The sequence below is a fragment of the Sphingomonas sp. RIT328 genome, from assembly GCF_000632225.1.
In the GTDB taxonomy this organism is placed as follows: domain Bacteria; phylum Pseudomonadota; class Alphaproteobacteria; order Sphingomonadales; family Sphingomonadaceae; genus Sphingomonas; species Sphingomonas kyungheensis.
This window is the reverse complement of the sequence record NZ_JFYV01000001.1, coordinates 34464-53977: the sequence shown is the minus strand read 5'-3', so window position 1 is coordinate 53977 and position 19514 is coordinate 34464. Positions and strand designations below refer to the sequence as shown.

General features: G+C 67.8%; 20 protein-coding genes. 10 read left to right on the top strand and 10 right to left on the bottom strand.

Going from position 1 to position 19514, the window contains the following annotated elements; translation table 11 throughout:
• Nucleotides 1-15 precede the first annotated feature (15 nt).
• The gene (locus BW41_RS00300) at nucleotides 16-1926 is read left to right on the top strand and encodes an alpha-L-fucosidase (RefSeq protein ID WP_037530192.1); all 1911 of its coding nucleotides are present in this window, start codon (nucleotides 16-18) and stop codon (nucleotides 1924-1926) included.
• A gap of 292 nt (nucleotides 1927-2218) precedes the next feature.
• On the opposite strand, the gene BW41_RS00295 is transcribed toward BW41_RS00300, so the two are convergent.
• A complete protein-coding gene (locus BW41_RS00295; protein ID WP_037530190.1) occupies nucleotides 2219-2977 on the bottom strand; it encodes a competence/damage-inducible protein A in 759 nt (252 codons plus the stop codon).
• 50 nt (nucleotides 2978-3027) lie between these two features.
• On the opposite strand from BW41_RS00295, the gene map reads away from it, so the two are divergent.
• Genes map through BW41_RS00275 form a run of 4 tightly spaced genes read left to right on the top strand, consistent with a single transcriptional unit; the run spans nucleotide 3028 to nucleotide 6989 of the window.
• The gene (gene map / locus BW41_RS00290; RefSeq protein ID WP_037530187.1) at nucleotides 3028-3855 is read left to right on the top strand and encodes a type I methionyl aminopeptidase; all 828 of its coding nucleotides are present in this window, start codon (nucleotides 3028-3030) and stop codon (nucleotides 3853-3855) included.
• 2 nt (nucleotides 3856-3857) lie between these two features.
• A complete protein-coding gene (locus BW41_RS00285; RefSeq protein ID WP_037530186.1) occupies nucleotides 3858-4535 on the top strand; it encodes a GNAT family N-acetyltransferase in 678 nt (225 codons plus the stop codon).
• Between the two features lie 56 nt (nucleotides 4536-4591).
• Nucleotides 4592-5656 carry an SDR family oxidoreductase gene (locus BW41_RS00280; protein WP_037530183.1) on the top strand — a complete coding sequence of 355 codons (1065 nt, stop codon included), beginning with the start codon at nucleotides 4592-4594 and terminating at the stop codon, nucleotides 5654-5656.
• Between the two features lie 13 nt (nucleotides 5657-5669).
• Complete coding sequence (locus BW41_RS00275; protein ID WP_037530180.1) at nucleotides 5670-6989, top strand: ABC1 kinase family protein; 1320 nt, start codon at nucleotides 5670-5672, stop codon at nucleotides 6987-6989.
• A gap of 3 nt (nucleotides 6990-6992) precedes the next feature.
• On the opposite strand, the gene BW41_RS00270 is transcribed toward BW41_RS00275, so the two are convergent.
• The 5 genes from BW41_RS00270 to BW41_RS00250 form a co-directional block, all read right to left on the bottom strand.
• A complete protein-coding gene (locus BW41_RS00270; RefSeq protein WP_037530177.1) occupies nucleotides 6993-7223 on the bottom strand; it encodes a DUF4170 domain-containing protein in 231 nt (76 codons plus the stop codon).
• 104 nt (nucleotides 7224-7327) lie between these two features.
• Nucleotides 7328-7711, bottom strand: coding sequence for a hypothetical protein (locus BW41_RS00265; RefSeq protein ID WP_051583137.1), 384 nt, complete (start codon nucleotides 7709-7711; stop codon nucleotides 7328-7330).
• Between the two features lie 24 nt (nucleotides 7712-7735).
• A complete protein-coding gene (locus BW41_RS00260; protein ID WP_037530174.1) occupies nucleotides 7736-8071 on the bottom strand; it encodes a phosphatase in 336 nt (111 codons plus the stop codon).
• Nucleotides 8068-8409 carry a phage holin family protein gene (locus BW41_RS00255; protein ID WP_037530172.1) on the bottom strand — a complete coding sequence of 114 codons (342 nt, stop codon included), beginning with the start codon at nucleotides 8407-8409 and terminating at the stop codon, nucleotides 8068-8070. The genes BW41_RS00260 and BW41_RS00255 overlap by 4 nt, the downstream gene beginning before the upstream one ends.
• A gap of 7 nt (nucleotides 8410-8416) precedes the next feature.
• On the bottom strand, nucleotides 8417-8887 hold the full coding sequence (locus tag BW41_RS00250; RefSeq protein WP_037530169.1) for a hypothetical protein: 471 nt from the start codon (nucleotides 8885-8887) through the stop codon (nucleotides 8417-8419).
• 137 nt (nucleotides 8888-9024) lie between these two features.
• Here BW41_RS00250 and eno point away from each other — a divergent pair, with 137 nt between their 5' ends.
• Nucleotides 9025-10302: a phosphopyruvate hydratase gene (gene eno, locus BW41_RS00245; protein WP_037530167.1), complete on the top strand. Its 1278-nt coding sequence runs from the start codon at nucleotides 9025-9027 to the stop codon at nucleotides 10300-10302.
• A gap of 32 nt (nucleotides 10303-10334) precedes the next feature.
• Nucleotides 10335-10658, top strand: coding sequence for an FtsB family cell division protein (locus BW41_RS00240; protein WP_051583136.1), 324 nt, complete (start codon nucleotides 10335-10337; stop codon nucleotides 10656-10658).
• A gap of 36 nt (nucleotides 10659-10694) precedes the next feature.
• Here BW41_RS00240 and BW41_RS00235 read toward each other — a convergent pair whose 3' ends face one another.
• A complete protein-coding gene (locus BW41_RS00235) occupies nucleotides 10695-11087 on the bottom strand; it encodes a hypothetical protein (protein WP_037530164.1) in 393 nt (130 codons plus the stop codon).
• A 403-nt stretch (nucleotides 11088-11490) separates the two neighbouring features.
• On the opposite strand from BW41_RS00235, the gene BW41_RS00230 reads away from it, so the two are divergent.
• Together BW41_RS00230 and BW41_RS00225 are read left to right on the top strand one after the other, a co-directional pair.
• Nucleotides 11491-11802, top strand: coding sequence for a hypothetical protein (locus BW41_RS00230; protein WP_235199436.1), 312 nt, complete (start codon nucleotides 11491-11493; stop codon nucleotides 11800-11802).
• 187 nt (nucleotides 11803-11989) lie between these two features.
• Complete coding sequence (locus tag BW41_RS00225; RefSeq protein WP_037530162.1) at nucleotides 11990-13558, top strand: alpha-N-arabinofuranosidase; 1569 nt, start codon at nucleotides 11990-11992, stop codon at nucleotides 13556-13558.
• 78 nt (nucleotides 13559-13636) lie between these two features.
• Here the strand turns inward: BW41_RS00225 and greA are convergent, their stop codons facing one another.
• From greA to carA, 3 genes are all read right to left on the bottom strand, one after another.
• Entirely contained in the window at nucleotides 13637-14113 is a 477-nt protein-coding gene (gene greA, locus BW41_RS00220) for a transcription elongation factor GreA (protein ID WP_037530161.1), read from the bottom strand.
• 75 nt (nucleotides 14114-14188) lie between these two features.
• Nucleotides 14189-17512 (bottom strand): carbamoyl-phosphate synthase large subunit, encoded by a 3324-nt coding sequence (gene carB / locus BW41_RS00215; RefSeq protein WP_037530160.1) that lies wholly within the window; start codon nucleotides 17510-17512, stop codon nucleotides 14189-14191.
• 47 nt (nucleotides 17513-17559) lie between these two features.
• The gene (gene carA / locus BW41_RS00210; protein ID WP_037530158.1) at nucleotides 17560-18747 is read right to left on the bottom strand and encodes a glutamine-hydrolyzing carbamoyl-phosphate synthase small subunit; all 1188 of its coding nucleotides are present in this window, start codon (nucleotides 18745-18747) and stop codon (nucleotides 17560-17562) included.
• Nucleotides 18748-18891: 144 nt separating this feature from the next.
• Here carA and BW41_RS00205 point away from each other — a divergent pair, with 144 nt between their 5' ends.
• Nucleotides 18892-19344, top strand: coding sequence for a GatB/YqeY domain-containing protein (locus tag BW41_RS00205; RefSeq protein ID WP_037530156.1), 453 nt, complete (start codon nucleotides 18892-18894; stop codon nucleotides 19342-19344).
• Nucleotides 19345-19514 lie beyond the last annotated feature (170 nt).

Genomic DNA, 19514 nt, shown 5'->3' with positions numbered 1-19514 from the left:
CAATCGGAGAGTTTCGTGACCGACCTCAGCCGCCGTACCATCCTCGCCACCGGCCTCGCCGCCACCGCCATGCCCGCGCTCGCCGCGCCCGCCTTCACGGCCGGTGCGCCCAAGCCCTATGGTGCGACGCCCTCGCCGCGCCAGCTCGCCTGGCATCGCCGCGAACGCTACGCCTTCGTCCATTTCTCGATCAACACCTTCACCAATCGCGAATGGGGCTATGGCGACGAGAGCCCGGCGCTGTTCAACCCGACCGACTTCGCGCCGGACCAGATCGTCGCCGCCGCCAAGGCCGGCGGGATGCGCGGCATCATCCTCACCGCCAAGCATCACGACGGTTTTTGCCTGTGGCCGACGCAGCTGACCGAACATTGCATCCGCAACAGCCCCTACAAGAACGGCAAGGGCGATATCGTCCGCGAAATGGAACAGGCGACGCGCCGCGCCGGCCTGTCGTTCGGCCTGTATCTGTCGCCCTGGGACCGCAATCATCCCGAATACGGCCGCCCCGCCTATATCGACTATTACCGCAAGCAGGTGGTCGAGCTGTGCACCCGCTATGGCGAATTGTTCGAATTCTGGTTCGACGGCGCCAATGGCGGCGACGGCTATTATGGCGGCGCCCGCGAGACGCGGAAGATCGATGCGCCCAAATATTATAACTGGCCGTCGATCATCGCGCTCGTCCACCAGCATCAGCCGATGGCCTGCACCTTCGATCCGCTCGGCGCGGACATCCGCTGGGTCGGCAACGAGGATGGCGTCGCCGGCGATCCCTGCTGGCCGACGATGCCCGATCATCCCTATGTGCAAAGCGAGGGCAACAGCGGCGTCCGCGGCGGTGTCCTGTGGTGGCCGGCGGAGACCGACGTGTCGATCCGTCCCGGCTGGTTCTACCATCCCGACGAGGACGGCGCGGTGAAGACGCCGGAGCGGCTGATCCGGCTGCACGACGAATCGATCGGGCGGGGCACCAACCTCAACCTCAACCTGCCGCCCGACCGGCGCGGTCGCATCCCCGATCACGACGTCGCGGTGCTCAAGAGCTTCGGCGCGGCGCTGGAGGCGAGCTTCGCCAGGGATCTCGCGCAGGGCGCGGTCGCTTCGGCGAGCGCGACGCGTGGCGCGGCCTTCGCCCCCGCCAAGGTGCTCGACGGCGATCGCGACAGCTATTGGTCGACGCCCGACGGCATCACCACGCCGACGCTGACGCTCGACCTGCCGCCGGGCCGCCGCTTCGACCTTATCCGGTTGCGCGAATTTCTGCCGCTCGGCGTCCGCGTCACCCGCTTCGCGGTCGAGGCGGAGGTCGGCGGCCGCTGGCAGCGGCTCGCCGAAAAGAGCTGCATCGGCGCGCAGCGGATCATCCGCCTGCCCCGGCCGATCGACGCGCGCCGGCTGCGGCTGGTGATCCTCGACGCCCCCGCCTGCCCGGCGATCAGAGAAGTCGCGCTGTTCCACAGCGTCGCGCCGGTCGCCGTCGCCGCCCCGCGCGTCGCCGATGCCACCGCCCTGTCACCGCGCGGCTGGAAGGTCGTCACGGCGAGCGCGCCGGGCGCCGAAGCTTTGCTCGACGGCAATGGCGACACGATCTGGTCGCAACCCGCCCCCGCCGCGACGCCGGCAAGCGTGACGCTCGATCTCGGCCGCGCGCAGACCGTCGCCGGGTTCAGCCTGACGCCATGGCGGCACCCGGACACCGCCAGCGCGCCGCCGCGCGGCTATCATGCCGAAACCAGCCTCGACGGCACGCACTGGACCGACGCCGGTGAAGGCGAGTTCCAGAACATCGCTTATGCGCTGGCGACGCAGCGCATCCCGTTCGCCGCGCCGCGCGAGCTGCGCTTCCTGCGGCTGAGCTTCCCGGCGACCGCGGTGCCGGCGGCGAAGCTGGCGATCGCCGATGTCGGGGCGTTCAGCGGGTGAAGCGGGGCGGGCTCATGGGCAGCGGCAGGGAATTACGCGCAGCAGTCCCGAAGATTTGACCGCTATTCTCTGCGTGTGCGAGGCTTCCGGTAAAGCGCACCAGGGCTCCCGCCAAGGCGGGAGCCCAGTTCTTCCTGCCGCCAGATCTCGCCCTGCTTGGCCACTGGAGTTCCGCTTGCGCGGGAATACTGGTGTACGCCGAGGTGGGAATTCTGTGCGCACCTACATCTGCGCGACGAGGGCGAGTGCTAGACCGACACGGCACCGCCACCGCGAGACGCCGCGCGCCCGCTCAGATCCCGCCGACCGTCACCGTTCGCCCGCCCGCCTCGAGCGCCTGCGTCAGATCGGCGACGCATTGCGCGACCAGATCCGCGTCTGCACTGCGCACGACGAAATTGGCCCCCGTCCGCCCGTCGCGGAAGAAGGGGTAGGACCCGATCGAGACGCCCGCATGCGCCTTCTCCGAGTCGCGCAGCAGATCGGCGACCTCGCTCTCGGCGACCCAGCAGCCGATCGTGCCCGACACCACCGGCCGGCCCCCTTCGAGCGTCCCGGTCAGCGCGTCGAGCATGCCGGCGGTGATATGCGGCACGCCGGCCATGATGAAGATGTTGCCGACCCGGATACCCGGCGCACCCGACACGCGATTGGGGATGAGGCCCGCCCCCGCCGGCACCCGCGCCATGCGCGCCCGCGTCTCGGTCAGTCCGCCGCGCGTCGCATAATAGGCTTCGAGCGTCGCCATCGCTTCGGGATGGTGCTCGACCGCCACGCCCAGCGCCGCGGCGATCGCGTCGACGGTGATGTCGTCATGCGTCGGGCCGATGCCGCCGGTGGTGAAGAGATAGTCGTTGCGCGCGCGCAGGATGTTGACCGCCTCGACGATCGCCGGCTCGCGATCCGGCACGACGCGCACCTCGGCGAGGCGGATGCCCTGGACGTTGAGCCAGCTTGCCAGCTGCGCGATATTCTTGTCCTGCGTCCGGCCGGAGAGGATTTCATCCCCGATCACGACCAGCGCGGCGGTCCAGATACGTTCCTGCTCCATCCCCCGGTCATAGCCTCGCAAAATCGCGGCGACCACGCTATATCGCGGCGATGACCGAATATGTGACCGTTACCTCCGACGCACCCGAAGGCCGCACCGGCGCGATCAAATTGCACGGCCCGGCCGCCTTCGCCGGGATGCACAAGGCAGGCCGGCTCGCCGCCGAGACGCTCGACATGCTCGTGCCCCATATGGTGCCGGGCGTCACCACCGCGGAGCTCGACCGGCTGATCTACGACTTCATCGTCGCGCGCGACGGCGTACCGGCGACGCTCGGTTATCGCGGTTACACGCATTCGACGTGCATCTCGATCAACCACGTCGTCTGCCACGGCATCCCGTCGGACAAGACGCTTAAGTCGGGCGACATCGTCAATGTCGACGTGACGCCGATCGTCGATGGCTGGCATGGCGATTCGAGCCGCATGTACCTGATCGGCGAGGTGCCGTTGAAGGCGCGGCGGCTGGTCGAGGTAACCTATGAATGCCTGATGCTCGGCATCGAACAGGCGCGGCCCGGCAACCACATGGGCGATGTCGCCAATGCGATCCAGCGCCATGCGGAAAAGCATCGCTATGGCGTCGTGCGCGACTTCTGCGGCCATGGCCTCGGCCGGCTGTTCCACGACGCGCCCGAGGTGGTGCATGTCGGCAAGCCGGGCACCGGCCCCGAGCTCAAGCCCGGGATGATCTTCACGATCGAACCGATGATCAATATCGGCCGCCCCGACGTCAAGCTGCTCGACGACGGCTGGACCGCGGTGACGCGCGACCGCTCGCTGTCGGCGCAGTTCGAACATTCGATCGGTATCACCGACGACGGCTGCGAGATCTTCACCACCTCCCCCGCCGGTTATCACCAGCCACCTTATGGCTGAGCGTGTCGCATCCGCTTGACGCGCCGGTCTGGCATGCGCTGACGACCCGGCTGGCGCCGCTGGCGAGCGGCGACGGCGACGCGCGGCGGATCGATCCCGACCATGGCCTGTTCGCGGCGCTGGCACCCGGTGCCCGACCGGACGGCGCGGCGCTGGCCGCACTGGTCGCGCCGGGCGAGACGATCGGCTTGATCGAAGTCGCGCCGGCCGCGACCCTGCCCGGCTTTCACTGCACCAGCCGCGCCGCCTGCCTCCAGATGATAGCGGAAACCCCCGTGGCGGCGCCCGACAATGCCGGGATCCTGCCGTTGGGCGAGGACGATGCCGCCGAGATGCTCGCCCTTGCCACCCTCACCCGTCCCGGCCCCTTCTTCCGGCGGACGCACCGGTTCGGCGGCTTCGTCGGCATGCGCAGCGGCGGCCGGCTGGTGGCAATGGCCGGCACGCGGCTCGCGCTCCCCGGCTTTCGCGAGATCAGCGGCGTCTGCACCCATCCCGATCATCGGGGCGGCGGCAAAGCGGCGCGCCTGATCGCCAGCGTCGCGACGGCGATCCGCGCGGCGGGCGACGTGCCGTTCCTGACCAGTTATGCCGACAATGACGGCGCGATCGCGCTCTATCGCCGGCTCGGCTTTACGCCGCGAGCAACGCTGCGTTTCCATCTGTTCGCCCGCGTCTGACGGACCCTTGGCAGTCCCCCTGCGTTGGCAGCGGCCTGTTCTATCAAAGGCTTAGCATGACCAAACAGGCATTGATCGTCGGCGCGAGCGGAATCGTCGGCAGCGCTACCGCCGCGCTGCTCGTCGAACAGGGCTGGCAGGTCCATGGCCTCGCCCGTCGTCCCGGCGAACAGCAGGGTGTGACCCCGGTCGCCGCCGACCTGCTCGACGCGGTGGGTACCGCCACCGCGCTGGCCGGGCTGCGGCCCGATGCCGTGTTCATCACCACCTGGCTGCGGCAGGACAGCGAGGCGGAGAATATCCGCGTCAATGCGACGATGGTCCGCAACCTGCTCGACGGGCTGCGCGCCAATGATGGCGCGGCGCGCCATGTCGCGCTCGTCACCGGCCTCAAACATTATCTCGGGCCGTTCGAGGCCTATGGCAAAGGCACGCTGCCGCAGACGCCGTTCCGCGAGGAACAGGGCCGGCTCGATGTCGAGAATTTCTATTACGCCCAGGAGGACGAGGTGTTCGCCGCGGCGGAACGCGACGGGTTCAGCTGGAGCGTCCACCGTCCGCATACAGTGATCGGCAAGGCGGTCGGCAATGCGATGAACATGGGCACGACGCTCGCGGTCTATGCGACCATGTGCCGCGAGACGGGGCGACCGTTCCGCTTCCCCGGATCGGCGGCGCAGTGGAACGGCCTCACCGACATGACCGACGCCGGCCAGCTCGCCCGGCATCTGCTGTGGGCGGCGACCACGCCGGCAGCGGCGAACGAGGCGTTCAATGTCGTCAACGGCGATGTCTTCCGCTGGAGCTGGATGTGGCAGCGGATCGCCGATTGGTTCGGCGTGGAAGTTGCGCCGTTCGACGGGACGGTGATGCCGCTCGAACAGCAGATGGCGGACGACGCGAACCTGTGGCGCGAGATCGCGACGCGCGAGGGACTAGCTGAGCCCGACCTCGCCCGCCTCGCCTCGCCATGGCACACCGACGCCGACCTCGGCCGGCCGATCGAAGTCGTCACCGACATGTCGAAGAGCCGCAAGCTGGGCTTCACCGCCTATCAGCCGACCGACGACGCCTTCTTCGCCCTGTTCGAGCGACTGCGCGCCGATCGGTTGATCCCGTGACGGCGCCACGCCGATGAACGACGAGCGATCCGACAAGGGCCGTGCGGTGCCGAGCGGCCGGCTGTCGCGGCTCGGCGCCTTCGGGCGGCTTGCCGCGGGGGTCGGTGGCGGCGTCGTCGCCGAGGGCGCGCGGCGGCTGGCGGCGGGTGAGCGGCCGCGGATGGGCGATCTTCTGCTCACCCCCGCCAATGCGACCCGCGTCGCCGATCAGCTTGCGCATCTGCGCGGCGCGGCGATGAAGCTCGGCCAGATGATCTCGATGGATGCGGGCGACATGCTGCCGCCCGAACTCGCGACGATCCTGTCCCGGCTGCGCAACGACGCGCACCATATGCCGCCGCCGCAGCTCAACACGGTGCTCACCGCCGCCTGGGGGCGCGACTGGCGACGGCGCTTCGCGCATTTCCAGGCGCATCCCATCGCCGCCGCCTCGATCGGTCAGGTCCATCGCGCCCGCCTGCCCGACGGCCGCGAACTGGCGATCAAGGTGCAATATCCCGGCGTGATGCAGAGCATCGACGCCGATGTCGACAATGTCGCGACCCTACTGCGCGTCTCCGGCCTGCTGCCCAAGGAACTCGACATCGCGCCGCTGCTCGACGAGGCGAAGCGGCAGCTGCACGAGGAGGCGGATTATCTGCGCGAGGGCGCGATGATGACGCGCTATCGCGACCTGCTCGCGGGCGAGCCGGCGTTCGTCGTACCCGAACTCGATCCCGACCTCACCACCCCCAATGTCCTGGCGATGAGCTATGTCGCAGGCGTGCCGATCGAGACGCTGGAGACGGCGGATCAATCGGTGCGCGACGATGCGATGCACAGCCTGATCGCACTGGTGCTGCGTGAACTGCTCGACTGGGGGCTGATGCAGACCGACCCCAATTTCGCCAATTACCGCTGGCAGCCCGAGACGGGCCGGATCGTGCTGCTCGATTTCGGCGCGGCCCGACCGGTCGCGCCGGCGACGGCGGCGGGCTATCGCCGGCTGCTCGCCGCCGGCCTGTCGGGCGAGCGCGACGCGGTGCGCGCGGCGGCGATCGCGGCGGGCTTCCTCGGCGAGGCGGCGGCGGCGCGGCATCGTCCGCTGGTCGATGCGATGATCGACGTGATCCTCGGCGAACTCAACCGCCCCGGCCCGTTCGACTTCGGCGACCGCGCCTTCGTCGGCGTCGTGCGCGAACAGGGGATCGAGATGGCACGCGACCGTGCGACCTGGCATCTGCCCCCCGCCGACACCTTGTTCGTCCAGCGCAAGATCAGCGGCACCGCCCTGCTCGCCGCCCGGCTGAAGGCACGGGTCGACATCAGGGCGATGGTCGCCGGACGGGTCTGACGATTACGCCGCCGGCGGGGCGAGCAGTTCGGGTTCCAGCAGGCGGTGGAGGTGGACGACGACGAACTTCATTTCCGCATCGTCGACGGTGCGCTGCGCATGGGCGCGCCACGCCTTTTCGGCGCTGGCATAATCGGCGTAGATGCCGACGATCTCGAGCTGCGACGGATCGGCGAACTCGAGGGTACGGGGGTCTTTGACGCGGCCGCCGAAGACGAGGTGAAGCTTGCTCATGCGCGTATCCCGGGTGTGAGGGTCAAGCCCAGCGCCCTAGCCTGTTGCGCCGCACTATTGAACCCCCGCGACACCGCCGCGCGAACGGCGGCGTCGCGCCGGTATCACGCCTTGTTGGCGGCCGTCTTCACCGCGGCGGAGCCGGCGGTCGAGGCGGCCTTGGCGATGCCCTGGAACAGCGACTTGACCTGATCCTTGGCGGCATCCTTGGACAGGCCGGCATTCTGCAACTCGCTGGCGCCGGCCTCGCGCGCCGCCTGCACGGCGCCGCGTGCCCGCTCGCCGAGCGTCCGGCCGAGCGGAGCGAGCAATTCCTTCTCCTTCGCCGAACGCGGGATCAGCGCGCCGGCGAGCGCGCCGATGGCGAGGCCGCCGGCGACGATCGCCAGCGGATTATGCTCGACCGCATCGGCGGTGCGGCGTGCGGCATCGCTGGCGACATGCTTGGCGTCGTCGATACGGGCGTGGATGTCGTGGCTGTCGGTCATGGGGCTATCCTTTTGCGAACGGGGTCAGTCCTGCGGGCCGAGACCGGGTTCATGGTCGCGGTGGCCCGGCTTGTGCTTGGGCTTGCGGCGAAACAGCGCCGCGATACGGTGACGGGCGAGGAACAGGCCGGCGACCGCGGTGGCGCCGGCGACGGCACCCGGATTGCGCACCGCGGTGTTGAGACTGGCCTGCGCCGCGGCACCGCTCTTGTCGGTGATCTCACGCGCCGCCTGCAGCGCGAGCGTGCGCGGGTTGAGCCGGATCTGCAGCCGCCCCAGCGTGGCGTTGAGCCGCGCGCGTGCCGCCGCTGCCTCGGCTTCGGCCGTCGCGAGACGCAGCGAGGGTTCGGGACCGCTCATCGCGCGGTGCCCGGCGCCAGCCGGCCCTTGCCGATGATCGCGAGCACACCGGCGATCGCGAACACCGCGATCACCACCGCGGCGGTGGCGAGCCCGGGGCCGATCATCGTCGCCAGGCTGAGGATCAGCCCGACGAGCAGGGCGATGAGACCGGCAAGCGCCAGCACCGCCGCCGCGACGAAGAAGATCGCCGCGTTGCGATAGGCACTGGCGCGTTCACCGACGCGCGCCTTGACCAGCGCGATCTCCGCGCTGGCGAGGCCACGCGCATCGTCGACGAGCTGCGACAGCAACGTCGGGATGCTTTCGTCCTCGGTGACCGGCTGGGTCGTCGCCATCGTGCGATCAGGCCTTGTTGCTGTCGATGCCGGACTGGACGAGGCGGGCGAGCGCGAAGCCGAGCGCCGCCGCGACGCCGACGGCGACGCCGGGGCTCTTGCGGACGAACTCGCGTGCCTCGTCGAGCAGCTCCTCGACGTCCTTCGCCTTGAGCTGCTCGGCAAAGCCCGAGACGGTACCGGCGGCGGTGCGGGCGTAATCGCCGTATTGCGCGCCGAGCTTGTCATCGACCTGCCCCGCCGCGTCGTTGATCAGCTGCGACAGCTGGTCGAGACCGCCCACCGCCCGTTCCTTGCCGGTATCGGCGAAGGTGCGGATCCGGTCGGTCGCCTGCGCGCCATATTTCGACGAATAGTCCTTCACCGTCTGCTTGGCCTGTTCGGTCGTGCTCGCCGGCGCGGCGGCCGGATCGGCGGCGTCGGTGGTAGTGGCACCGGCGTCGGTGGCGGAAACGGTGGTGAAATCGGTATCGGCCATGGATCGCCCTTTCCTGTGTTCGCAACGCTCAACCCCGGCCCGTCCGGCGCGGTTCCCTCGCCGTGGAGGAGATTGCCGCGACACGGTCGGCACGATAGAGCGCGCCCATCACGCCCCAGAGGTAGGAGCATCGTTACGTGACCGCAATCATCGACATCCATGGCCGGCAGATCCTCGACAGCCGCGGCAACCCGACGGTCGAGGTCGACGTGCTGCTGGAGGACGGCAGCTTCGGACGTGCGGCGGTGCCGTCGGGCGCCTCGACGGGCGCGCATGAGGCGGTCGAGAAGCGCGACGGCGACAAGAGCCGCTGGGGCGGCAAGGGCGTCGACAATGCGGTCGAGGCGGTCAACGGCGAGCTGGTCGAAGCCCTGCTCGGCCTCGACGCGGAGGATCAGGCGGATCTCGACGCGGCGATGATCGAGCTCGACGGCACGGAGAACAAGGGCCGGCTCGGCGCCAACGCCATCCTCGGCGTCAGCCTCGCCGCCGCCAAGGCCGCGGCGGAAGCGCGCGGCATGCCGCTCTACAAATATGTCGGCGGCGTATCGGCGCACGTGCTGCCGGTGCCGATGATGAACATCATCAACGGCGGCGAACATGCCGACAATCCGATCGACTTCCAGGAGTTCATGATCGTTCCCGTCGGCGCGGCGAACATCGTCGAGGCGGTGCGCTGCGGTTCGGAGATCTTCCACACGCTCAAGAAGGCGCTGCACGACAAGGGCCTCGCCACCGGCATCGGCGACGAGGGCGGTTTCGCGCCGAACATCGCCAGCACCGAGGAGGCGCTGGGCTTCATCATGCAGAGCATCGAAAAGGCGGGTTACACGCCCGGCGACGACGTCATGCTCGCGCTCGATTGCGCCGCGACCGAATTCTACAAGGACGGCCGCTACAATATCTCCGGCGAGGGCAAGGTGCTGGAGAGCGGCGCGATGGCCGAATATCTCGCCGACCTGACCCGCCGCTATCCGATCTTCTCGATCGAGGACGGGATGAGCGAGGACGATTGGGAGGGCTGGAAGGCGCTCACCGACCTCGTCGGCGACACGGTCCAGCTGGTCGGCGACGATCTGTTCGTCACCAACCCGAAGCGGCTGAAGCGCGGCATCGACGGCGGCTATGCCAATTCGCTGCTGGTCAAGGTCAACCAGATCGGCACGCTGACCGAGACGCTGGAAGCGGTCAACATGGCGCAGCGCGCGCGCTATACCGCGGTGATGAGCCATCGTTCGGGCGAGACCGAGGATGCGACGATCGCCGACCTCGCGGTCGCCACCAACTGCGGCCAGATCAAGACCGGCAGCCTGGCCCGTTCGGACCGGCTCGCCAAGTACAACCAGCTCATCCGCATCGAGGAAGAGCTGGGCGATTCGGCACGTTACGCCGGTCGCGACGTTCTGAAGGCTTGATCGGGCACGAACGACGAGCGAGGATGCACGGCATGGCGGCGCGCGGACACAGGCAATCGGCATTCCAGCGGACGATGCGGCGTGCCGCCTTGCCCGCGCTCGGGCTGACGATCATGGCGTTCTTCGGCGCCTATGCCGTACTCGGCCCGAACGGCATCCTCGCTTATGGTGACTACAAGAAGCAGCTGATGCGACGCGAGAAGCAATATGCCGCGCTTGACCAGAAGCGCGCGGTGCTCAAGAACCGCGTCGCCCTGCTCGATCCCGACCATGCCAATCCCGACATGGTCGACGAGATGGTCCGGCGCGAGCTCAACGTCGCCCACCCGGATGAGGTGATCGTGCCCCTCAAGTGACGGTCCGCCTCGCTTCACCGGAGGTGGGGCCCTGGGCTATTCCGACACGTGGCTGGGGCCGAGATCGCGCTCCGCGCCCTTGGTCCGTCCCTCGCCGCCGGTGACGGGATACCCGTCGCCGGTCGCGGCATCGCCGTCGAAATCCTCGCCGGGATTGCCGCCACCCGCGCCCGAGCCGCTGCCGTGCACCTCGCCCGTCACGGGATCGAAGCTCGCCCTGCGGCCATTGTCGGGCGGTATCGCCGGATCGTGCAATGGAGCCGGATCGGCGGGGCGCGCGGCGACGGTGCCGCTCGGCATCTTGGCGCCCAGCGCTTCCTCGCGGGCGATATGATAATCCTGTCCGAAGCTGCCGTCCTGACGGTCGAACGGATTGCCGCTGGGGTCGCGTTCGGGATCGACCTTGGCGTCGCGGGGCGTATCGGACATGGGACCTCCTGCTGTCGTCCCGGGCCAACGCCCTGCAACCGCCGAATATCCCATCGTACTTTTTGCTACCGACCGGTATAAAAGCCGTTGACGGTCCGGAATCCCGCTTCTATACCGACCAGTATAGAAGATGAGGGCGACGGAAAACGCCAGCATCGATCGGGTACCGGATGCCTTCCGCGACGCGGCGGCAAAAGGGGTGCAACAATTCGCGGTCACAGCTCTGCATCGCCATGGATGCGGACGTGGTGACGTGCGGATGCGAAAAGGGAGTGACGCCATGGCTTTTCTTGCTTTTGCCGAACCGGGCAATGCCGGTTACGCGCGGGTGAGCGCCCCTGTGCCGACGCCCGCCCCGTCCCTCACCCTTCCCGCCCCCGCTTCGATAGAGGAGCCGCGCCCCGTGCTGACGGAACTCGAACGCTCGGTGATCGGCATCGCGCGGCAGGACGGCCTGTCGACGTTGCGGCAGCCGGGCCAGCTGACGCGCTGGCTCGGGCTGGTGTTCGGCGTGCGGATCAGCCCGCAGCTCGCCGACCCCAAGCTGGAGGCGCTGCGCCGGATTGCGGTGCTGAGCTGGAAGCGCGGCTATGCGATCGCCTCGGCCGAGGTGAAGGCCTTCCTCGCCTCCGGCTATTCGCCCGCCTTCTACGAGCTGGTCGTCGACACGATCGCTGCGGCACGGCAGGCCGAGGCACGGCGCGGTCGCGCCTGACCCATCGTCCCGAGCGACCGCGGCCGGTTCTGTCGGAGTTGAGCGGCCGGCAGCGGCTGGTTTTCGGCCCGATCCCGGCTTCTGGACGCCGGATTCCGGCGCGTGGATTTGTCGGGCAAATTGACGCGGCGAGCGCCGCCCGATAGCATCCTCTTCATCGCGCGCTGGGACGCGTCAGGGGAGAGAGATGAAGGTTTCGAGGCTGCTGTTCTGTACCGCGCTCGCGGGTCTGGTATCGGGGGGCGCGATGGCGCAGCAGGCGGCGCCAGCCCCTGCCCTGCCGGATACCGTGTCGGTGCGCGGCGATCATCCCGGCGCGAAATATGACCGCCACCTCTTCGGCCAGTTCGCCGAACATCTCGGCACCGGCATCTATGGCGGGATCTGGGTCGGCCCGAACAGCAAGATCCCCAACGTCCGCGGTTATCGCACCGACGTGCTCGACGCGCTGAAGGCGATCAAGGTGCCGGTGGTGCGCTGGCCCGGCGGTTGCTTCGCCGACGAATATCATTGGCGGGAAGGGATCGGGCCGCGCAACAAGCGCCCGGTCAAGGTCAACACCAACTGGGGCGGCGTCACCGAGGACAATGCCGTCGGCACGCACGAGTTCATGGACTATAGCGAGCTGCTCGGCGCCGAGGCCTATGTCTCGGGCAACGTCGGCTCGGCGCCGCCGCGCGAGATGGCCGAGTGGGTCGAATATATGACCTCGCCGACCGGATCGACGCTTGCCAAGGAACGCGCCGCCAACGGGCGCAAGACGCCGTGGAAGCTGGCGATGTTCGGCATCGGCAACGAATTGTGGGGCTGCGGCGGCAATATGACGCCCGAATATGCCGCCGACGAGACGCGGCGCTATTCGACCTTCATCAAGGTGCCCGAAGGCGTCCAGATCATGAAGGTGGCGAGCGGCGCCAATTCTGAGGATTATAACTGGACTGAGGTGATGATGCAGAAGGCGGCGAGCGCCTTCTCCGGCATCGGCGTCCATTATTACACCGTGCCCGGCACCTGGGAGCAGAAGGGCGCCGCGACCGGCTTCGACGAGGAGGCCTGGGCTCGCACCCTGGTCAAGACGATGAAGATGGAGGAACTGCTCCAGAACCATTCGCGCATCATGGACAAATATGATCCCAAGAAGCGCGTCGCGCTGCTCGTCGACGAATGGGGGACGTGGTACGATCAGGAACCCGGCTCGCATCCCGGTTTCCTCTACCAGCAGAACAGCCTGCGCGACGCGGTGGTGGCGAGCCTCAACCTCGACATCTTCGCCCGCCATGCCGATCGCGTCCGCGGCGCCAATATCGCGCAGATGGTCAACGTGCTGCAGGCGATGCTGCTCACCGACGGCAATCGCATGGTCAAGACGCCGACCTATTGGGTGTTCGACCTGTACAAGGGCTATCAGGACGGCACGGTGCTGCCGGTCGAGGTCAGCTCGCACTGGTATCGCAATGGCGGGCATGAGCTGCGTGCGGTGAGTTCGAGCGCGGTGCGCGGCACCGACGGCGTCGTCCATGTCGCGCTGACCAACGTCGACCCCAATCAGGCGGCGAACGTCTCGGTGCAGCTCGCCGGGATCAGCGGCGGGACGGTGAGCGGGCGCATCCTGACGGGTACGACGATGGACGCGCACAACACGTTCGACGCCCCCGATACGATCAGGCCGGTCGCCTTCACCGGCGCGACGCTCGCCAACGGGACGTTGTCGGTCGCACTGCCGGCGAAGTCGGTGGTGATGCTCGACATCCGCTGACATGCGAAGGGCGGCACCCGATGGGTGCCGCCCCGATAAAAGCTCGCCACGGCGCCGCGGCGGCGCCGGCGCGGTCGATCAGATGAATTCGACCTTCGACACGACGTAATAGCGGTCCCCCGCCGGCACCGAGACCTCGATCTCGTCGTCGACCCGGCGGCCGATCAGCGCGCGTCCGAGCGGCGAATTGTAGGAGATGCGGCCGGTCTTGGCATTCGCCTCGGTCTGGCCGACGATCTGGTATTTCACCGGCTTGTCGTCGTCGTCGAGCAAGGTCACCGTCGCGCCGAACACCACTTTGTCCCCCGACAGATCGCGCGGATCGATGATCTGCGCGCGGCTGAGCTTGTCCTCGATATCGGCGATCGACGCCTCGATCTGGCCCTGGCGTTCCTTGGCGGCGTGATATTCGGCGTTTTCGGACAGGTCGCCATGCGCCCGCGCTTCTTCGATCGCATCGACGATCTGGGGACGTTCCGTTTTCAGACGCTTCAGGTCCGCGGTGAGCGTGTCATAGCCCTCCTGGAGCATCGGCATCTTTTCGACGGTCGCCATATCTACGTCCCCAATTCACTCATACCCCGCGACGGACCACCGGCCCGCCCCGCACATCACGTCATTATGTCGGGATCAGTTGTGCGACTGCGAATAGTAGGATTGCAGAGGCCGTACTTCAAGAGAGGTGACCCCGATTGCCGCCGCCGCTTGCACGCTCGCCGGGGCGGTGGTGAAATAGGGGATCTTCTGCGCCAAGGCCGCCTGACGGATCGGTTTGGAGTCCTTGAGGCTCTGCCACCCTTCGGTGGTGTTGAAGATCAGCGTCACCTCGCCGTCCATGATCCGGTCGAGGATATGCGGCCGCCCCTGTGCGACCTTGTTGACCGTCTCGACCGGCAGGCCGACGCTGGCGAGATAGTCGGCGGTGCCGCCGGTCGCCAGCACCTTGAAGCCGTGCGAGAGCAGCGACTTCACTGCCGGGACGATATGCGGCTTGTCGCCGCTCTTGACGCTGACGAAGGCGGTGCCGCCGGTCGGCAGCACGGTGCCGGCGCCGAGCTGCGACTTGGCGAAGGCGGTGGTGAAATCGGGGTCGATCCCCATCACCTCACCGGTGCTCTTCATCTCGGGCGACAGCACCGGATCGATGCCGGGGAAGCGGTTGAACGGGAAGACGGCTTCCTTGACCGCATAATAATCGATGTGGCGATCGATCGGCGGCAGCTCGCGCAGCATTTCGCCGGCCATCACCCGGCTCGCGATCTTGGCGATCGGAACGCCGATCGCCTTGGCGACGAACGGCACGGTGCGCGACGCGCGCGGGTTGACCTCGATGAGATAGACCTCGCCGTCCTTGACCGCGAACTGGATGTTCATCAGCCCCTTGACCGACAGGGCCTGCGCCAGCGCCACCGTCTGCCGCTCGATCTCGGCGATCGTCTCGGCCTTCAGCGAATAGGGCGGGATCGAGCAGGCGCTGTCGCCCGAATGGACCCCCGCCTCCTCGATATGCTGGAGCAATCCGGCGACGACCACCTCGTCACCATCGGAGATCGCATCGACGTCGACCTCGATCGCGTCGCGCAGATACTGGTCGATCAGCACCGGCGAGTCGCCCGACACCTGCACCGCGGTCTGGATATAATCGTCGAGCTGCTGGAGCGAATCGACGATCTCCATCGCCCGCCCGCCGAGCACGTAGCTCGGGCGCATCAACACCGGATAGCCGATCCGCTCGGCCGCCGCGACCGCCTCGTCGCGGCTGCGCGCGAGGCCGTTGGCCGGCTGCTTGAGGCGCAGCTTGTTGACCAAGGCGGCGAACCGCTCCCGATCCTCCGCCAGGTCGATCGCATCGGGGCTGGTGCCGAGGATCGGGATACCCGCCTTCTCCAGCGCCCGCGCGAGATTGAGCGGCGTCTGGCCGCCGAACTGGACGATGACGCCGACCAGTTCACCGCGGCTCTGCTCGACGTGGAGGATCTCCAGCACGTCCTCGGCGGTCAGCGGCTCGAAATAGAGGCGGTCGGACGTGTCGTAATCGGTGCTCACCGTCTCCGGATTGCAGTTGATCATGATCGTCTCGTAGCCCGCGTCGGCGAGCGCGAAACAGGCGTGGCAGCAGCAATAATCGAACTCGATGCCCTGCCCGATCCGGTTGGGGCCGCCGCCGAGGATCACCACCTTGCGGCGATCCGACGGCATGCTCTCGTCCTCGGGCTCGCCGAACGAGGGCGCCTCATAGGTCGAATACATATAGGGCGTGCGCGCATCGAATTCGGCGGCGCAGGTATCGATCCGCTTGAACACCGGGCGGACGCCGAGCTTGTGGCGCCGCTCGCGCACCTCCTCCTCGGTGACGCCGCCGGTCATCGCCTTGACCGCTTCGTGGATCAGGCCCGAACCGCGCGCGATCCCCCGCTCGTTGCCGCGCAGGTTCGCCGATTTGAGTGCGAGATAGGCGAGCCGCTTGTCGCTGAACCCCATCGCCTTGAGCCGGCGCATCCCGGCGGCGTCGATCGGCAGGCCGTTGGTCGTCACCTCCACCTCGGCGGCGACGATCTCGGCGAGCCGTTCGAGGAACCATGGATCGAATTTGGCGATGGCGTGGATCTCGGCGACGGTGAAGCCCTCGCGCAACGCCTGCGCCGCGACCAGCAACCGGTCGGGGGTGGCCACCGCCAGCGCCGCCTCGATCTCGGCGCGCGGCGCGCCGACCAGCCGGTCGACCTCGTTGAAACCGGACAGGCCGGTCTCCAGGCCGCGCAGCGCCTTCTGCATCGATTCATGGATGTTGCGGCCGATCGCCATCACCTCGCCGACCGACTTCATCGCGGTCGACAGCACCGCCTCGGCGCCCTTGAACTTCTCGAAGGCGAAGCGCGGGATCTTGGTGACGACATAGTCGATCGTCGGCTCGAACGACGCCGGCGTCGCGCCGGTGATGTCATTGTCGATCTCGTCGAGCGTATAGCCGACCGCGAGCTTGGCGGCGACCTTGGCGATCGGGAAGCCGGTCGCCTTCGACGCCAGCGCCGAGGAACGCGACACGCGCGGATTCATCTCGATGACGACGAGGCGGCCGTCCTTCGGATTGACCGCGAATTGGACGTTCGATCCGCCGGTCTCGACGCCGATCTCCCGGAGTACCGCGATCGATGCATTGCGCATGATCTGATATTCCTTGTCGGTCAGCGTCAGCGCGGGCGCGACGGTGATCGAATCGCCGGTGTGGACGCCCATCGGATCGACGTTCTCGATCGAGCAGATGATGATGCAATTGTCCTTGCGGTCGCGCACCACCTCCATCTCATATTCTTTCCAGCCGAGGAGCGATTCTTCGATCAGCACCTCGGTGGTCGGCGATGCGTCGAGCCCCTTGCGGACCATGTCGACGAATTCGGACCGGTTGTAGACGACGCCGCCGCCCGACCCGCCCATCGTGAAGCTCGGCCGGATGATCGCCGGCAGGCCGGTGACCTCGAGCCCGGCGAGCGCCTCCTCGACGGTATGCGCGATCGCCGAACGCGCGCTTTCCAGCCCGATCTTGGTCATCGCCTGCTTGAACTTGAGGCGGTCTTCCGCCTTGTCGATCGCCTCGGCATCGGCACCGATCATCTGGACGCCGAACTTGTCGAGCGTGCCGTCGTGGAACAGCGCCAGCGCGGTGTTGAGCGCGGTCTGCCCGCCCATCGTCGGCAGAACGGCGTCGGGCCGCTCCTTCTCGATGATCTTGGCGACGACGGCCGGGGTGATCGGCTCGACATAGGTCGCGTCGGCCAACTCGGGATCGGTCATGATCGTCGCCGGGTTCGAATTGACCAGGACGATGCGATAGCCCTCTTCCTTCAGGGCCTTGATCGCCTGCGTGCCCGAATAATCGAACTCGCACGCCTGCCCGATGACGATCGGTCCGGCGCCGATCACGAGGATGGAGGAAATGTCGGTGCGTTTGGGCATGGGTCAGAATTCCGGAACGGGCATGACTGGGGCGGTCGGAGAGAGCGTCACCGCGGCGACAGCGATCCTACGAACCGCTCGAAGAGATACAGGCTGTCCTGCGGCCCCGGCGACGCCTCGGGGTGATATTGCACGCTGAACGCCGGCCGGTCGGTCAGCTCCAGTCCCGCATTCGATCCGTCGAACAGCGAGACGTGCGTCTCGCGGACGTTGGCGGGCAGCGAGTCCCGCTCGACCGCGAAGCCGTGGTTCATGCTGGTGATCTCGACGACGCCGTCGGCGAGCCGCTTGACCGGATGGTTGGCGCCGCGGTGGCCCTGGAACATCTTGGTCGTCGTCGCGCCGACCGCAAGGCCGAGCAACTGGTGGCCGAGGCAGATGCCGAACAGCGGCTTGCCGGTGTCGAGCAACTGGCGGATCACCGGCACCGCATATGTCCCGGTCGCGGCGGGATCGCCGGGGCCGTTCGACAGGAAGATGCCGTCGGGGTCGAGCGCCATCACCTGCTCGAACGTCGCCTCGGCCGGCAGCACGCTGACCTTGGCACCGGCGCGGACGAGATTGCGGAAGATGTTGTGCTTGCTGCCATAGTCGATCGCGACGACGTGCGGACGCGCCCCCGCATCGCTGCCGCCATAGCCGAAGCCCAACCGCCAGATGCCGCCTTCGCGGCTCTCGCCCCAGGCGTAATGCGCCTCGGTCGACACCGTCTTGGCGAGATCCATCCCCTCGAGCCCCGGCCAGCCGCGCGCCATCTCGAGCAGCGCGGGCAGGTCGAAGTCGCCGCTCGCCGAATGGGCGACGACGCCGTTGGGGGCGCCGCCGGCGCGGATGCGGCGGGTCAGCGCGCGCGTGTCGATCCCGGCGAGGCCGATGCGCGTATGCCGCTTCATCCAGCCGTCGAGCCGCTCGACCGCGCGAAAGTTCGACGGCGCGGTCACGTCCTCGCGCACGATCATGCCGAGCGCATGCGGCGCATCCGCCTCGATATCGTCGGGGTTGGCGCCGACGTTGCCGATGTGCGGGAAGGTGAAGGTGATGATCTGCCCGGCGAAGGACGGATCGGTCATGATCTCCTGATAGCCCGTCATCGCGGTGTGGAAACACACCTCGCCGACCGCGGCCCCCTCCGCACCGAAGCCGCGGCCCCAGGCCACCTCACCGGTGGCGAGGACCAGAACACCCGTCGCGCCGTCAGGCTTCGCAGGCATGGCAATGGGCTTGGCGTCGGCCATGGCTTGGCGGGCACTCCTACAGATTTCGTCTATGTCGCTAAGAGGCGCCCGCTAGCCCCCCGCCCCCGTCAGGTCAACCGGTTCACGAAGGAGCGTTCCTCCGCTAGGTTCGTCCGCTTCACCGCCATCTTCGAGAGCTTCCCCATGATTCGCGACGACATCAAGGCCGCCCAGGTCACCGCCATGAAGGCGGGCGACAAGGAAACCCGCAGCGCGATCAGCCTGATCCAGGCCGCGATCAAGAACCGCGACATCGAGCTGCGCACCAGCGGCACCACGCCCGACGACGATGCCGTGGTGGTCGAGGTGCTGCAGAAGATGGTCAAGCAGCGCCGCGAATCGATCGCCATGTACGAAAGCGGCGGCCGTCAGGAGCTGGCCGAGGCGGAGAAGGCCGAGGTCGCGGTGATCGAACGCTTCCTGCCGGCGCAGATGAGCGAGGCGGACACTGTCGCCGCGATCGAGGCGATCAAGGCCGAGCTCGGCGCGAACGGCATGAAGGACATGGGCAAGGTCATGGCGGAGCTGAAGGCGCGCCACGCCGCGAGCCTCGACATGAGCAAGGCGAGCGGGCTGGTGAAGGCGGCGCTGTCATAAGGGGGCTTTGCTTCCAACCCTTTTCCTTTCCGTCTTGCGTCGTCCGGGCGCAGGCGGGGACGACGAGGGGCGCAGGATGAAGCCTCCCCGATCGGGCAGTTCCGGCGGCTGTCATGGGCGCCGGCCCGTCCGCCCGTCAAAGCCTCCTTTTCCGATCAAACGCGCCCTTG

Excerpts from the sequence above, each read along its gene's own strand:
- BW41_RS00295 (WP_037530190.1), bottom strand. The coding sequence starts at position 2,977 with ATGGAGCAGGAACGTATCTGGACCGCCGCGCTGGTCGTGATCGGGGAT.
- map (WP_037530187.1), top strand. The coding sequence starts at position 3,028 with ATGACCGAATATGTGACCGTTACCTCCGACGCACCCGAAGGCCGCACC.
- BW41_RS00280 (WP_037530183.1), top strand. The coding sequence starts at position 4,592 with ATGACCAAACAGGCATTGATCGTCGGCGCGAGCGGAATCGTCGGCAGC.
- BW41_RS00275 (WP_037530180.1), top strand. The coding sequence starts at position 5,670 with ATGAACGACGAGCGATCCGACAAGGGCCGTGCGGTGCCGAGCGGCCGG.
- BW41_RS00270 (WP_037530177.1), bottom strand. The coding sequence starts at position 7,223 with ATGAGCAAGCTTCACCTCGTCTTCGGCGGCCGCGTCAAAGACCCCCGT.
- BW41_RS00265 (WP_051583137.1), bottom strand. The coding sequence starts at position 7,711 with ATGACCGACAGCCACGACATCCACGCCCGTATCGACGACGCCAAGCAT.
- BW41_RS00260 (WP_037530174.1), bottom strand. The coding sequence starts at position 8,071 with ATGAGCGGTCCCGAACCCTCGCTGCGTCTCGCGACGGCCGAAGCCGAG.
- BW41_RS00255 (WP_037530172.1), bottom strand. The coding sequence starts at position 8,409 with ATGGCGACGACCCAGCCGGTCACCGAGGACGAAAGCATCCCGACGTTG.
- BW41_RS00250 (WP_037530169.1), bottom strand. The coding sequence starts at position 8,887 with ATGGCCGATACCGATTTCACCACCGTTTCCGCCACCGACGCCGGTGCC.
- BW41_RS00240 (WP_051583136.1), top strand. The coding sequence starts at position 10,335 with ATGGCGGCGCGCGGACACAGGCAATCGGCATTCCAGCGGACGATGCGG.
- BW41_RS00235 (WP_037530164.1), bottom strand. The coding sequence starts at position 11,087 with ATGTCCGATACGCCCCGCGACGCCAAGGTCGATCCCGAACGCGACCCC.
- BW41_RS00225 (WP_037530162.1), top strand. The coding sequence starts at position 11,990 with ATGAAGGTTTCGAGGCTGCTGTTCTGTACCGCGCTCGCGGGTCTGGTA.
- greA (WP_037530161.1), bottom strand. The coding sequence starts at position 14,113 with ATGGCGACCGTCGAAAAGATGCCGATGCTCCAGGAGGGCTATGACACG.
- carB (WP_037530160.1), bottom strand. The coding sequence starts at position 17,512 with ATGCCCAAACGCACCGACATTTCCTCCATCCTCGTGATCGGCGCCGGA.
- carA (WP_037530158.1), bottom strand. The coding sequence starts at position 18,747 with ATGGCCGACGCCAAGCCCATTGCCATGCCTGCGAAGCCTGACGGCGCG.
- BW41_RS00205 (WP_037530156.1), top strand. The coding sequence starts at position 18,892 with ATGATTCGCGACGACATCAAGGCCGCCCAGGTCACCGCCATGAAGGCG.